Annotated in this window: 14 protein-coding genes; 3 read left to right on the forward strand and 11 right to left on the reverse strand. The window is 28.0% G+C overall.

What is annotated here, in order from left to right:
- Positions 1–5: 5 nt before the first annotated feature.
- From cas1b to thrC, 10 genes are all read right to left on the reverse strand, one after another.
- Entirely contained in the window at positions 6–971 is a 966-nt protein-coding gene (gene cas1b, locus METOK_RS00560; protein ID WP_013866296.1) for a type I-B CRISPR-associated endonuclease Cas1b, read from the reverse strand.
- A 12-nt stretch (positions 972–983) separates the two neighbouring features.
- On the reverse strand, positions 984–1,502 hold the full coding sequence (cas4, locus tag METOK_RS00565) for a CRISPR-associated protein Cas4 (RefSeq protein WP_013866297.1): 519 nt from the start codon (positions 1,500–1,502) through the stop codon (positions 984–986).
- 8 nt (positions 1,503–1,510) lie between these two features.
- Positions 1,511–3,502, reverse strand: coding sequence for a type I-D CRISPR-associated helicase Cas3' (gene cas3 / locus METOK_RS00570; RefSeq protein WP_013866298.1), 1,992 nt, complete (start codon positions 3,500–3,502; stop codon positions 1,511–1,513).
- 42 nt (positions 3,503–3,544) lie between these two features.
- The gene (locus METOK_RS08775; RefSeq protein WP_232210817.1) at positions 3,545–3,727 is read right to left on the reverse strand and encodes a hypothetical protein; all 183 of its coding nucleotides are present in this window, start codon (positions 3,725–3,727) and stop codon (positions 3,545–3,547) included.
- 7 nt (positions 3,728–3,734) lie between these two features.
- Positions 3,735–4,178, reverse strand: a complete 444-nt coding sequence (gene cas5d, locus METOK_RS00575) for a type I-D CRISPR-associated protein Cas5/Csc1 (protein ID WP_013866299.1) — start codon at positions 4,176–4,178, stop codon at positions 3,735–3,737.
- A 1-nt stretch (position 4,179) separates the two neighbouring features.
- On the reverse strand, positions 4,180–5,211 hold the full coding sequence (cas7d, locus tag METOK_RS00580; RefSeq protein WP_157198854.1) for a type I-D CRISPR-associated protein Cas7/Csc2: 1,032 nt from the start codon (positions 5,209–5,211) through the stop codon (positions 4,180–4,182).
- 80 nt (positions 5,212–5,291) lie between these two features.
- Entirely contained in the window at positions 5,292–7,841 is a 2,550-nt protein-coding gene (locus tag METOK_RS00585) for a hypothetical protein (protein WP_013866301.1), read from the reverse strand.
- Between the two features lie 213 nt (positions 7,842–8,054).
- The gene (locus tag METOK_RS00590) at positions 8,055–8,702 is read right to left on the reverse strand and encodes an archaetidylserine decarboxylase (RefSeq protein ID WP_013866302.1); all 648 of its coding nucleotides are present in this window, start codon (positions 8,700–8,702) and stop codon (positions 8,055–8,057) included.
- Between the two features lie 130 nt (positions 8,703–8,832).
- Positions 8,833–9,339, reverse strand: coding sequence for a 3-isopropylmalate dehydratase small subunit (locus METOK_RS00595; protein ID WP_013866303.1), 507 nt, complete (start codon positions 9,337–9,339; stop codon positions 8,833–8,835).
- 140 nt (positions 9,340–9,479) lie between these two features.
- Positions 9,480–10,697 (reverse strand): threonine synthase, encoded by a 1,218-nt coding sequence (gene thrC / locus METOK_RS00600; protein ID WP_013866304.1) that lies wholly within the window; start codon positions 10,695–10,697, stop codon positions 9,480–9,482.
- Positions 10,698–11,143: 446 nt separating this feature from the next.
- On the opposite strand from thrC, the gene METOK_RS00605 reads away from it, so the two are divergent.
- Together METOK_RS00605 and tmk are read left to right on the forward strand one after the other, a co-directional pair.
- A complete protein-coding gene (locus tag METOK_RS00605; protein WP_013866305.1) occupies positions 11,144–13,069 on the forward strand; it encodes an OB-fold nucleic acid binding domain-containing protein in 1,926 nt (641 codons plus the stop codon).
- A 53-nt stretch (positions 13,070–13,122) separates the two neighbouring features.
- Positions 13,123–13,710 carry a dTMP kinase gene (gene tmk, locus METOK_RS00610; protein ID WP_013866306.1) on the forward strand — a complete coding sequence of 196 codons (588 nt, stop codon included), beginning with the start codon at positions 13,123–13,125 and terminating at the stop codon, positions 13,708–13,710.
- A 28-nt stretch (positions 13,711–13,738) separates the two neighbouring features.
- On the opposite strand, the gene METOK_RS00615 is transcribed toward tmk, so the two are convergent.
- Positions 13,739–14,482, reverse strand: coding sequence for a UPF0280 family protein (locus METOK_RS00615; RefSeq protein WP_013866307.1), 744 nt, complete (start codon positions 14,480–14,482; stop codon positions 13,739–13,741).
- A gap of 318 nt (positions 14,483–14,800) precedes the next feature.
- On the opposite strand from METOK_RS00615, the gene METOK_RS00620 reads away from it, so the two are divergent.
- Positions 14,801–15,196: a CopG family ribbon-helix-helix protein gene (locus METOK_RS00620; protein WP_013866308.1), complete on the forward strand. Its 396-nt coding sequence runs from the start codon at positions 14,801–14,803 to the stop codon at positions 15,194–15,196.
- Positions 15,197–15,236: the final 40 nt, after the last annotated feature.

Below are 15,236 nucleotides of genomic sequence, written 5' to 3' on the forward strand. Positions count from 1 at the left end.
AATCATCACCACCAAATTATAAAAGGTTCGTATTTTTCCATTCCTAAAATATGTTTTTGAAGTTTGTAGCATTCCAACCTTATTAATCTTTGATAAGATACTTTTCTGTTTAGTTTTCTATGTTTTATGGTATTTTCAAGCTGTTTTTTATAATAATTTAAAAATATTCTCTTCCCATCTTCATTCAATAGACAGTAATTTAAATCCTTCTCAAAATGCTCTTCTTGCATTATTTTTTTATTTATCAAATTAAATATTAACCTATCCACCAACAACGGTTTAAAAACATCGGCAATATCAAGAGCAAGTGAATACCTTCTATCCGAAGGCTCGTGAAGGTAGGATATTGTTGGATGCAAATAGGTATTGAATATTTCAGTAATTACCGTGGCATATAAAAGGGAGTTTCCAAAACTGATTAAGGCGTTTAACTCGTTGTGTGGTGGTCTTCTGCTTCTTTTTTCAAATTGAAAGTGATTTATTATCTTATCAAAATTTCCGTAGTATTCATTCCTCATCAAAGCCTCAACAGACATTATGTCGGTTATATTATTTGAATTATTTAGTCTTTTCATTATGTCTTCTATTGGAAAATCAATCTTATATCTTGCTAAATTCCGATAAATATTTTTAGCACTGCCTTCAACGAATTTCTTTGCAATGTAGTTTCTTTTATATTTATCCAAATAATGACTTGACTGATGCACCACCACATTTCCAGAAAATCGCTCCCCCTTTGGATAGAAACTCCCAACATACCAACCATTTCTATTAAAATAATGAATTGGAACACTGTATTTTGCCAATAGTTCGACAACCTTTGAAGTATATGAAACTGCACCATAACTGTAAATAGCATATATTTTTTCAACGGGAATCGGTGTTTTTTTCCCATTTTTATCTATAAAATATATGGTATTTTCTTTTCTTACAAGTTTTCCATCTGTTGTAATATATTTATTTGATTTCATATTCCTCCCCCGTTATGAAAAACAAAATTCATAATAGGCACATTTTTTACAATAACTCTTTCTCTCAGGTTTTATAGGTTTATCTTGGTGTATTATGTTCTCAATATCTTCGATAATTTTCATCAATTCTTTTTCATCCTTTTTAGTTAATATTATTTTTTCTACCTTATGTTTTGATGGATAATTTAGAATTCCGATGGCTTCTATACCTAATTTTTTTAGATAATACAGATAATATAAAAGCTGATATATATCTGCCTTTTTCATTCTATCGGATTTTTTAACCTCATGAACTTCTAAAATCCCCTCACTATTTCTTATAAAATCTATGGCTATGCTGTTGATAATTACCTCTTTTCTTTCATTTTTGTAGGAGCTCCTATGGATAATATTACCGAGCTCTACAATGTCGCTCTCTTTTTCCATCTGAATATTTTTTGAAAAAAGATAAAGTTTTGTTTTGCATATGAAGTAGTAATTTATCTGAGCTCCTCTGATTTTTAATTCCTTAAATGAGTTTATTAAGTCCATAATATCCCTTAAAGAATATCATCATCAAATATCTCCGTTAAATTAACTTTTAAATCATATATTTCAATCCTTTTCTTAGAATATATGGGTGATAACATTTCAATATTTTTTGTTAAATTCTCAAAAAATTTCCTATCATTAAAATATTTTCTTGCATGAATTTTCCAAATCTCAAATTTTTCCATAAATATGTCGCCTATATAATCAGAATATATAAACTTAAACCATTCAGATTTATTTTTTCCACCAATGGTAGTTACACCCATGGCATCTTCTAATAACGAATATGTATCAATACCAACAACTACATTTTTCCGTTTATCCCTAAAATCCTCAATAAAAATAGTTTTAGTTTCTTTATCTATTTTAACAAATGCATTATTCAATAACCACATTAAATCATATTCTGTTTCCTTTTTACTATCATAGATTACTTTCCAAATTATGCTGTCATTTCTAAATCTTTTAAATGAATTTTTTATGGTTTTCCACCATTTCAATAGATTGTCTCCCACATCTTTATCAACGATATCTTCATCGATATCATCTTTAATAGCTTTCATCTTTTTATTTAAGTAATAAAATACCCAATAGTATTGAAATTTATTAGTTAAATCGTTTAAAATTTTCCTCCTATTGTATGATGGTTTATATAAATACTCCTCCATCGAGTTTATAATACTCCATAATATGGCACCGCAAAATTTAGGGATTTTGTCTTTTTTAAATTCCCTATCTTCAAAGACATTTTTCATTAAATCCACAAAATCGTAATAATTTATCTTATAATATTTTTTTACATTATCAATATTTTTTGTTAAATTATTATACACCCTTGGAGTTATGGTGCAGTATATCTTACATTTTTCTTTACCTCTCCCAACTCTCCCAATCCTCTGCATAAAATTTCTAAAATACATCCCAGAATCCATATAACATAATGACACAGGATAATTTACACCAACCTCTGACTTTGAAGTTGTAATTATAATATCGGCGGCATTTATTTGGTTATAATTATTATTGTCCCTTTTTTCTTTTGTTTGTAATCCTGTGTCTATCCATACCTTGACATTTTCTTCCTTTAATTCCTTTTTAAGTATATATTTAAAGTTCATAGCATCCCTTAAAGAATTGAATATTATCAAAACCTTTTCATTTTTTGATAATGAAGACATTATTTCTGTTTTTACATTATAATTTAGCCTTTTATTGGTTACCAAATATCCAAATAAACTTCTTTCAATATTTTTTGAGATTTTAATAAATTCAATATTCATCTCTCCTTGAATTATTCTTCCATCACTATTGTTATCCAATGGCTGTGTAACTATATTTGGTATGATGGAATGTTCTTTGAAGAGCTCTATTAAGTTTTCCTCAGGAGTGGCAGAAACAAAAAACCATTTTATCTTTTTAAAATAATTCCATAAAGATAAAAATAAAATTAATATTGTTCCAAGTTGTTCCTCGTCGTATAAATGGTATTCATCAAAAATAATATAATCAAATTTATTAAAAAATTCAATCCAATCTGAGAAATTTTTAACATGCCCAAATCTGTGGTATCCGCTATGCAATAGGTAATTTATTATATCTGGATTTGTTATAATAATTTCATTATCTTTTGTAGTTTCAATTAATTCTTCCCCTCTTTTCCTACCTTTTTTTATTAACGAATTTCCAGTTAATATTGCTGTTTTTATCCCCAAATTTTTAAAAGTCTTCTCAATATCCTTTACCAAGGCATTTGTGGGTACTACGATTAATCCCCTCGGTTTTGTAAAAAAGTTATTATCCTCAGCATAACTAATTGGAAATGAAAAAGAAAAGGTTTTGCCTGCTCCAGTGGGAGCTACTATAAAATTTACATTGTTTAATTCAGCAATATCAGAATAAAAAATTTCTTGAAACTTGTGAAGGTTTATGTTGTATCTATCTATTGTTTTATTTCCAAGAGGGAGGGATTTTTTAGAAATCCTAATGTTTAAGTGCTCCATAATATATCACGACCGAGTAAATAAATTATGAATATAAAAAAATTAAGAAAATAATTCTAAAATATCATTATCATTACAGTTGGTAATTAATATATAATTGGAAAGTATATATTTTATAATTTGATTTTCCTTCAATTTTATATCTTTTCCAAATATTTTTTTGATGGTATACAGATTTAACCAGAGCTCCGATTCATGATGATTTTTCTCTTCCAACAGTATCAAACATTCCCTACCCGTTCCTATTCTTAGTGTGAATTTTTTTTGGAAGATTAATGGACTTATCATTTATCCATAATGACGCTTCAAATATCGAGCCCCCTTTAATTCCCTGAATATGAAAATAATTTTTAAACAGACCTTTTCCCATCTTCTCAATGATATTTTTTCTAACCATGTAATCGGAAATTTCAGATGTCTTTCTAGCATATATTGGTGTTTTTTCAACTAATATTGGTCGTCCAATAGTCCAAAAAAAACCAAACTCTTTTATTTCTTCGTAGTTTGGTTTATCTTTCATCTGATAGGTGTATTCTCGTTTCATGGCTAAATTGAAATTTAATGCATAATCCAATGCAATATCCCCTATGAATGGCTCAGTAGATGCCACACCTCCCTCGGTCCTATTGTATGAAAATAATGGAGATAAGAGAGTTATTTTATAGTGTTTAAGCATATTAGACACCTAATTCATTTACTAATTTCTCCACTTCTTTTTCTTTCAATATTTTGCACATTGTCATGTAATTTAAACTGTCATCTAACATTTTTAAATATAGTTGCCTAAGTTTTTCGTCATCATTTAAATATTCGTTTATTAAGGAATTAAACTCTTTTAATTTTTCATTTTCAATAACTATCGATGAATTTTCTTTTAATTTATTAATAACAAAGTTTTTAATATTTTCAAAATTAATTTCTCCTGTATAGTCCTTAGATATTAAATAGGAAGATACAGCAGGTTCAAATGTATCTAATGCTATGGCTATAATATTATTTTTCATATTTGCATCCATCACATTTTGCTGAGCTCCGTATCTCATGGTTTTTAGATGGGATATTATTACATGAAGAAGACCCTCTGGGGTAATATCATAAAATGTTAAAAACTGTGGAAAATATGTTCCTGGTTTTATATATTGGATTTCATACAAACTCTGTCTTTGAGAACCTTTATCTTTATCCCACATTGTTCCTTCTTCACTTAATGCATTATGTGTAAGTTCTTCTGTTATTTCATCTTTATCTCTTATTGAATAAGCCCATTCATATATTGCCCTTGCAGGCAAGCCTGTGGAATCATTAGACTGAGTCACTGAATCACCAAATATTATTGAATTTGGATTTGCCAGTTGTTTTGACTCTTTTATAAAATTATACTCTAATTCTGGATGAACTACTTTGTATTTTCTACATAATATCAATCCTGTAAGTTTTTCCTTAGATTTTAACTTTCTTGATGGAATAACCACAGGTTCTTTATTCCCTATGGATGTGCTTATAACCTCATCTGATTCGGTAGAACGGTTTATGAAATATCCTGTGGTTTCTCTGATGGAAGCTACTTTTATTACATTTGGAGTTCTTTTATCAAATTTGTCTTGGAAATACTCTTCAGGGATTATAGAATACATTTTATTTCTAAACTCATCTACAATCTCTTTATTGTATGGGATGTTAAATTCAACAGTTTCTTTCTTTTTTGCCATATTATCACCATATAAATCGTTATAAGCAAACATTTAACATTTAATAATATGTGATGTAGAAATAAATATGCAATAATGTATTAGTTTTCGTTTTTAGAGTAATATTCATTTCTTTTTTCATCTGATTTTGTAGTATAGTATAATCCAAATCCATATGTCCAATATCTTTGTTCCTTTTTAGAAGGGATTTTTCCGTTCCAAATGCCCTCAAATAATTCATCGTATAATATATCACAGAATTTCTCTATCAATTCTTTTTTGCTTGAATATGGATATTTTCGATAGAGCATCCCAGCCATTAATGATTTTATATTTTCCTTACTGTATCCTTTTTTTACGCCAGTTTTCAACACCTCCAAACTTTCTCTAATCATGGAAGTTTTAGAAGAAGCACTTTTTCTTGACCATTCTATTTCGGAAGCTATATTTGCTAGTTTTTCTAGAATATTCATTTTTTCACCGCCAATTCGTTTTAAAACTGGATTTAATTCAATACCCCCCCTATTTATAAAGGATGTCGGATGGTCTAATTTGAATAAATAGTAAAAAAATGCCAGAGGATTATCGGCATAATCATTAATAAGAGAAACTACAATATTTGCAGATTTAGAACTACCTTTTAGCGTATATCCTAATCTCCATAGCAAATCAAACTCTTTTTTTACATTTTCTATTTCATCGATTCTCACCCCATCCCATTTCAGTTTTTTGAATGATTTGGGAGCATAATCAAATGTTATAGTATATTTTTTTATTCTATCTGGATTAAATGGATAAGTTAAATAAATTTTAAAATCTGTATTATATACAAATTTCAATATATTATTATAAAATCTTATAAAATCAATCTGATTTGATATATTTACAAAGCCCATTAAAAATGGGGTTAATTCCTCCTCACTTTTAACTCCAAATCCATATACTATGGAATTTTTATAACCATCAATATCTTTTTTTAAGAAGTTTCCTAAATTCTCAGATATTTCTTCTACATATTTTGTTAATTTTTCATCGAGTATTGGAACAAAGTAATCATAAGCGTCAATATATACCGCTTTAAGCTCCCCTATCTCTTTCTTTTTATGATTTTTACCAAAAATTAATTTTCTTAGAATGATTTCAACTAAACATAAAGAACAAATATATTTTTTTTCATTTTTCAGTGAAACTACTACCCTATTAGTAAATCCTTGAGAACTAAATCCAAAACATAAGTTTTCTGTAGCCGTTGTTGTAGCTTTTTTACCACATAACGCACAAATATCCTTTTTTGAACCTATCTCGTAATTCAGATTGATATTTTTTCTTAAATTAGAATATTGTAATAATTCCAGAATAATTTCTTCTAAATTTATTTTCTCGTTTCTGTATCTTTCAGTTATCAATAAGATTAAATCAGTACCCAATTCGTCTTTTGGAATTTGTTCATTAGCTTTTTCTATTAATATTTGATAGGTAATAGCCCCCTTATGTTTTGGAATATATTTTTTCCTTAAATTTTCTTTTAGTTTTAAAAGTTCCTTTGAAGCTCCTTTTTTACTTATTAGTAATATCATTTTTAATAATACGAATCTTTCCAATTTTTCTCTATTTAATACTAAATCCTCAAATTTTTTTATTATTTCATCCCTAATTTCTTTATCGGTAGGTAATTTTGATATCAAGAATTTTCTATGATTTTCTTCTTTACTAATTAGCTCATTGATAAGATTTTCAATATTTTCTTTTGTAGGACTTACAAATCTAAAAACATCTAATTGAGCTTTTTGGTTGTCAATTGTGATAAGTTCTGATGAATATTTAATTATTACATTTTCTATTGCCTTTACTATTTCCTTTATTTTTTCATCTATTTTCAAATTTCCTTTATAAATAAATCCTCTTGGAGAAATAACATAACAATCCATAGTTTCTCTTAGTATCTCAATAACAAATCTTACTAAAACTTCATATGGAGTTTCATCAAAATAAATTATATTCACATCCACATACTCTTTTAATTTTTTCCATATTTTTAATAAATCTCCATATTCATTTATTGGAATAGAGATAGAATCTGCTAAATGGATAATTTCAATTAAATCATCTTTTATTAATCTATCAATGCCTCGTCTTTCAGGTAATTTTTCATCTGAAATTGTAAATCTTGTTCGTTCTTCTGTGGCCAATATAAGATATTTTATAATTTCTTTTTCTTCTTCATTTAGTTCAATTTCTAAATCCTTTAAATCATCTTTAAAATATTTCTCAACTGCTATTTTTAAATCAATTTCATTGTGTAGTTTATTTATGTCGTGAAATGTAAAAGCAATTAATAGGCACTTTAAAAGCATTTTTATGTCGTTATCTTCATTATCTTTATTTATTAATTCTCTATCTATCCACATATTCTCTAAAACTTTTAGTGAGGGAATTATTCCATTTAAAATATGCATGGGATAACTCATATCTGGTAAATCTAACGCATTTATCTCCCCTTTTTTAATTTTATGTTCAAAAGCTCTCCCTCCTTTTGCAGGATATAATCTATATTTTTTAAATATTTTTATAAATACATTATTAAAATAAGATTTCGATTCCCTCTTAAAAACCTTTGATTTGAATATATCATTTGATTTTATTTTTATCATCGTGCCACCCAAAACTTAAAAACTTTAATATATATTGGGTTAATTATAATATATAAATATAACCATTAACTAAAATAGTTAGGTATTATGGTAATTACATTAAATTAAACGAATAAAAGGAAAAAAAGAATTATCTATATTATTTTAACTATTCTTTTTATTTTATTTTTAATTATGGTTTTATTACTAACTTTATTAGTATTGTAAATCTTTTTAGTTATTTATTCTCTCTGCTATTACAGTTTTTCCTGCATATACCCTTTCATTTTTCTTTACTTTTAGAATGTATTTTCCTTTTGGAAGTATTAGTGCTGTTTGGGAGCCTAAATTTATACGACCTATCCTCTGACCCATGGCTACATAATCCCCAACATTAACATTACAAATCGTTCTTCTTGCTAAAATACCAGCAACTTGAATAACACCGATATAATCGCTACCATTTTTAATAATAATTATATTTCGCTCATTTTTTTTAGTCAAATCCCCCATAAACGCAGGATAAAATCCACCATCTATATGTTTTGTATATACTACCTCGCCACCCACAGGAGCTCTATTGACATGCACATCAAACGGTGACATAAATATTCCAATAACATAGGAACCGTTTTTGTAATAGTTGTTGATGTCTTTTAAGATGTATTTATTCCCATCCTTGTAAATCTCCGGAATGCCATTGTATTCTTTTATATACAATATATTTCCATCTGCTGGGGAGAGACATAGATTATTGCCATTAGGTATGGTTCTGTCAGGGTCTCTATAAAAATAAACTGTAAATAACAAAATTGAACACACCCCAACAGCAAAAAGCTTTTGATAAGTTTTAATTTTTTTAGTTTTCAATAAAATCACCATAAAATAAAATTTAAAAAAAATAATAAAAAATAAAAAATTGATATAAAATATAAACCCTTAAATTAGTCATTTATTTATTTTTTAGTCATATCAATCCATAATTAGTAATTATTATATAATTATTTATTAGTTATTCATTAGCAGATAATTTCTTTTTTAAATGAGGCATTAATCCACCATCATTTAAAATTTCCATCATAAAATCTGGAAGTTTTTGACCTTTCAACTCTTCCCCTGTTGTAAGGTTTGTTATTGTTCCATTGTCCATATCTACTCTTAGAATATCTCCTTCTTTAACATGTTTTGTAATGTCTTTACATTCCAACAGTGGAAGACCGATATTTATGGAGTTTCTATAAAATATCCTTGCAAAACTTTCAGCAATTACCAACGATATGCCTAATCCTTTTAATCCCATAGGAGCATGTTCTCTTGAACTTCCAGAACCAAAATTTTTTCCGCCTACAATAATATCTCCTTTATTTGCTTTTTCTGGAAATTCTGGGTCTATTCCAGTCATTGCATACCTTGCCAGTTCTTCTTCTGTGGTATATATTAAATATCTTGCAGGAAGGATAGCATCTGTATCGACATTATCTCCAAAAACCCACGCTTTACCTTCTATTATTTTTTCCACATTACCACCATCAAATTTTTATTTATCAGTTATGTATTTTTATTTCATTATAATTTTTAATTTATTTTATTAATTTTATTATTTTATATTATATTTTATTTTATAAATTCATTTTTTATTTTTATCATATATTTTTTATATTATTCTTCGTTTATTATACTGTGAAGGACATCCATATCGCATTCAATTTCAATAGGTCTTTCGCTTGCTCTTATTGCAGCATCAGGGTCTTTTAACCCATGTCCTGTTGTAATACATACGATTTTTTCATCCCTATCGATAGCATCCATTTCAATTAATTTTATAAGTCCTGCTATTGATGCTGCCGATGCCGGTTCAACGAATATTCCTTCTTTTCTTGCAAGAAGTTTCTGAGCTTCTACTATCTCTTCATCAGTTACACTTTCTGCAAGACCTCCTGATGAATATATTGCATCGAGTGCTTTTGGATAATTTACAGGATTTCCTATTCTTATGGCGGTTGCTATTGTTTCAGGATGCTTTTCTGGGACTATGGTTTTCTGTCCTTTTTTAAATGCTTCAACTATTGGCTTTGCACCTTCGGCTTGAATACCTGTCATTTTTGGAAGTTTATCAGTTATGCCTGTTTCCTTAAATTCTTTAAATCCTTTCCATATTGCACTTATATTCCCTGCATTTCCTACTGGAAGTATAACTCTGTCGGGAACTTCCCAATTAAGTTGGTCACAAATTTCGAACCCTATGGTTTTCTGCCCTTCCAATCTGAATGGATTTACCGAGTTTAATAAATACAATTTTCCTTCTTCGGCAAGTTTTCTTACCATCAATAAGGCATCATCAAAATTTCCATTTATTTGGATAACTTTTGCACCATAAAACATAGCCTGTGCTAATTTTCCAAGTGCAACATTTCCACTTGGCAACAACACAATACATTTTTTATTGGACCTTGCAGAATATGCTGCAAGTGATGCAGAGGTATTTCCTGTGGAGGCACATCCAACAATATTCACTCCCAATTCGTTTGCCCTAGTAACGCCCATTGTCATGCCTCTATCTTTAAAACTACCTGTTGGGTTAGCCCCTTCATTTTTCACATAGAGCTCCTTCAAGCCGAGCTCCTTGGCAAGGTTATCACATTTATATAATGGAGTCCCTCCTTCATGAAGCGTAACTATTTTTTTTGGGTCTTTTACTGGAAGATAGTCTAAATATCTCCAAACTCCAATTTCTCTTTTTCTTAGGCTTTCTTTGGATACCTTTTCTTTTATGGATTCATAGTCGTATTTAATTTCTAATAATCCTCCACATTCGCATGTATATCTTATATCGTCTATATCATATTCTTTTCCACATACTATACATTTTTGAATCATTTTTTCATCATCCTTTTAATTTTATTCCATATTTATATTATCTTATTTTAGTTTTAGTTATAAGCTATTATTTTCATTTTTATTATTTATTTAATTATAATTTAATTTTAATTTTTATTACATTTAAATTTTATTTATTTTATTTATTTTTTTTATTTATATTTCTAATATTTATTTTTATATCTTCTTTATATTATTTTATATCTTTTTATTATATATCACTATCTTAAATCACTTTAAGAGAATGTATTAAATAATTTTTTTATATAATATTTATCAATATGTAGTAAGGAATATATATAAAACAGATTATATTTACAATAATTTATAAAGTTTATTTAAGTATTTAGTAAGATACAATAGGAAATATGTTCTAAAAGCGAAATATAATAATATAACAGTATAATAATATAATAATACATAAATTCAAACTAAACGGTGACATTATGGATATTGAAAAATTAAAACAAAAAATATTAACAAAAATGTCTGAAAAAGAACTTGAAACTAAAATTAATAATATAATAAAGGAAAACTCAGGACTGATAGATGAAAAAGCAGCAATTTCAATAATTGCAAACGACTTAGGTATATCTATGGATTATGACGATAACGAAGAATATGGATTTTCTATTAAAGATATAGCCGAAGGTCAAAGAAATGTTGAAATAACTGGAAAAATTATGGATATTTCTGATGTAAGGGAATTTAGCAGAAAAGACGGTACAAAAGGTAAAGTAAGGAGTATAATTGTTGCAGATAATACAGGTTCTATTAGATTAACATTGTGGAATGATAAAGCAGATTTGGTAAATAATCTAAAAAAAGGAGATGTTGTTGAGATAACAAACGCATTTTCAAGAAAATGGAACAATAAAATTGAATTAAACAGCGGTTCTGATTTAACTATTACAAAAATAGAGAATTATGATGAATCCAAATATCCGGTTGTTAAGGAATGCTATAATATATCCGAGCTCACACCAAATATGCCTGCTACAATAAGGGGGGAAATTATAGCATCCTATGATAAGAGAGAATTTCCAAGAAAAGATGGAACCACTGGAAGAGTAAAATCATTTATATTAAAAGATGATACTGGAACAATAAGGGGCACTCTTTGGGATGATTTAGCAGAAATTGAGATAAATAAAGGAGATATTGTTGAGATAAAAGGTTATGTAAAGGAAGGACTAAGGGGACTTGATATAAATGTTAATACCCTAAATATATTAAATAAAGGCGAAGTTGCAGAGGTTCCAGAGGTAAATATATCGGAGCTCCCAAAATATAAGGATGACATTGTGCATGTAAAAGGTAGGATTACCAATATTTCAAATCCAAGGATGGTTAAATTTGACGATAGAGAGGTAGAGGTTAGAGAGATTTATTTAATGGATAATACGGGAAGTGTTAGAATATCATTTTGGGGAAATAATATCAATGCTTTAAATGATATAACCGAGGGAGATGCTGTAAAAATCACAAACTGCAAGGTTAAATCCTACAATGATTTTGAAGGGAACGAAATAATATCATTGTCTGCCCAATCCAATTCTCAAATAATAAAAGATGACTCTATCGGAGCTCCAAAATATACTGAAAACCTGATAAAAATAAATGATATTTATAACTTAGATGAGAAATCAAAAAACGACATTACCACAGTAGGAAGGGTATTAACCATATACGACATTAATGAATTTGAAAGAAGCGATGGAACAACAGGAAAGGTAAGAAATATAATAATAGAGGATGAAACTGGAAAAATTAGAGTGGTGTTGTGGGATAAAGATGCCGAGCTCGATATAAAGGAAGGAGATATTGTAAAGATAGTTCATGGATACGCAAAGGATAACGGGGAATTTGTAGATTTAAATATAGGTAGATTTGGAAGGATTATTGTTAATCCAGAAGGTGTATCTGTAAAAATAAATAGAAAATTTATAAAAGAGCTTGAAGAAGGAGAAACCGCTGAAATTAGAGGAACAGTGGTAGATTATAGAAAACAGGATTTAATATTACATTTATGTCCAAATTGCAATAAGAGGGCTGTTTTAAGTGAAGGAAAATATATCTGTGAGGAATGTGGAGAAGTTGAACCAAGGGAAGTTGCAGTGGCTACATTAACCGTAGATGACGGCACGGGCAACATTACCTGTAAATTATTCGGTAAAACTGTGGAAAAAATCACTGAAACTCCAATGGATAAATTGAAAGGGGCTAATTTAGATATATTAAATAAATTACTTGGTGAAGAATTTATATTTAATGGTTTGGTGAATAAAAGATTAGAAGACCTTGAATTCTCAGTAAAAAGCGTAAGAAAATTAGATTTAGATAAAGAAATTGAATTATTGTCTAATTTATAAATTAATTTTCTATATATGTTTATTTTATGAATTATTTTTCTTTGGTGGAATAGATGGCTAATAAATTTATAGTGTTCGAGGGCATAGATGGTAGTGGCAAAACCACCCAATCAAAACTACTTGCTGAAAAAATAAATGGAAAATATACCTGTGAGCCTACAAATGGGGATATTGGAAAGCTTATAAGAGATATATTAAGTGGTAAAAAATGCGAAAAAGAAACACTTGCATTACTTTTTGCAGCAGATAGAGTTGAGCATGTGGTGGATATAGAACAGCATTTAAAAAAAACCCATATTGTTTGCGATAGGTATGTTTATTCTTCAATGGTTTATCAGGCTATTCAAGGTATTGACTTAAATTTTATTATGAATATTAACCAATTTGCAAAAAAACCAGATATTTTAATATTTTTGGATGTGGATGTTGAAGAATCATTTAAAAGAATGAATGGTAAAAATAAAGAGATATTTGAAAATAAAGAAATGCTGAATAAGGTAAGAGCTAAATACTACGAAATTATTAAAAAAAGACTATTTGAACCAAAATATGGTTATATCAAAATAAATACCACTGGAAAATCTATTGAAGAGGTGCATGACAATATATTGACTGAGCTCAGGGAAAAAAATATATTTTAAGAACTATATATTTTAATATCATATTTTATTACATTAACTCAAAGAGCTCTCCAAGTGTAACTTTTTTATCGGTTTTAACCAGTTTAGGTATTTTTCCAATTTTGCCTGCATATTCTCCAACAACTACAAAAACTCCATCTAAATAATCAATATCTTCTGCCTTTTCCAGACATTTATTAATGGCTTCATCGGGAGCTCCGGTGGCAAAGTTTCCTATGCTTGTAGCTGCGGCATCTGCTATACTGCTCTCATCTGCAAAAACCACCACTGCATCGGCATTTCCAAGACTTACAGAATGTCCAACAGTTCCCGAGGATGTGCAGATTCCATATCCATTCAAGGCTTTATCTTTTTTTATCTCAAATCCAATCTGACCAGATAATGAAGAGGTTCCAGCATATAATCCAACTATAATATTTCTTTCAGTTCTTAGGGCTATATCCCCACCATTTTCTGATATTATATTTTTGCATCCATATTTTATAGCATTTTCAACTACCATCTGACTTATAGTTCCTGCAACGGATGCCATAGGACCAACATCGGCATTTTCGCCTGCTCTTGCCATTATTTTAACTATTTTAGGTGCATCAACACCAACACTTATAGGAACATAGCTTGTTAAAAATTCGGGATGCTTTAATATATAATTTTCAAGATTTATTCGTTCATTTATAATGGTATTTTTTGCAAGTTTTATAAATTTTTCTGAGTCTGTTTTTAAAGTAATATGTGTTTCTTTTATTGAAATCCTTTTATTTACCAAGAACATAACCTGATGACACCTTATTATTTATGTATCTTAATTAAAATTTATTTTTAATTATTATTATTTTAATTATTATCTTAATTATTATTTTTATGTTTATTCATCATTTTTTATTTTTTATATTTATTTTATTTGGTATTTTACTATACATTATATTATTATTTCCTCAAATGGTAGGATATTAAATTTATCAAAATAATAATGTATATATAATACTATTAATTTATTTAGTAATAATATAATATTATTTAGAAATGTATTCATAAAAATGTGGATTATTTCTTTTTAGAAGTATTAACGATATTATAAATTGGTGATTATATGGCTGAAAGAATAACCATGACTATCCAAAAAAATCTTTTGGAAGATTTGGAGGAATGCATTAAAGAATCAAATAAATCGAGGTCTGAAATAATTAGAGAGGCATTAATTGATTATATAAAAAAATATGAATGGCTTCATCAAATAGGTTCAAGAGCTGGAGAAATCACTTTAATATACCCGTTAAATGTTCATAAAAAAGTTTTAGATATTGAGAATAGATATAGAAATATAATATTGACCTCAGTTAGTTATATGGTAAATAATGAATTTTTAAGAGTAATAGTTTTAAAAGGTCCAAAGGAGGATATTATTAAATTAACGGAGAATTTAAAAAGTATCAATGACATAAAATACGCAAAATTATCAACAGTTGGTTTTGAAAATAAAAAATAGAAAGTAATAATAAATAATAAATGTAATATTAATAATAAAT

It is taken from the genome of Methanothermococcus okinawensis IH1, assembly GCF_000179575.2.
Classification (GTDB): domain Archaea; phylum AGJL01; class Methanococci; order Methanococcales; family Methanococcaceae; genus Methanofervidicoccus; species Methanofervidicoccus okinawensis.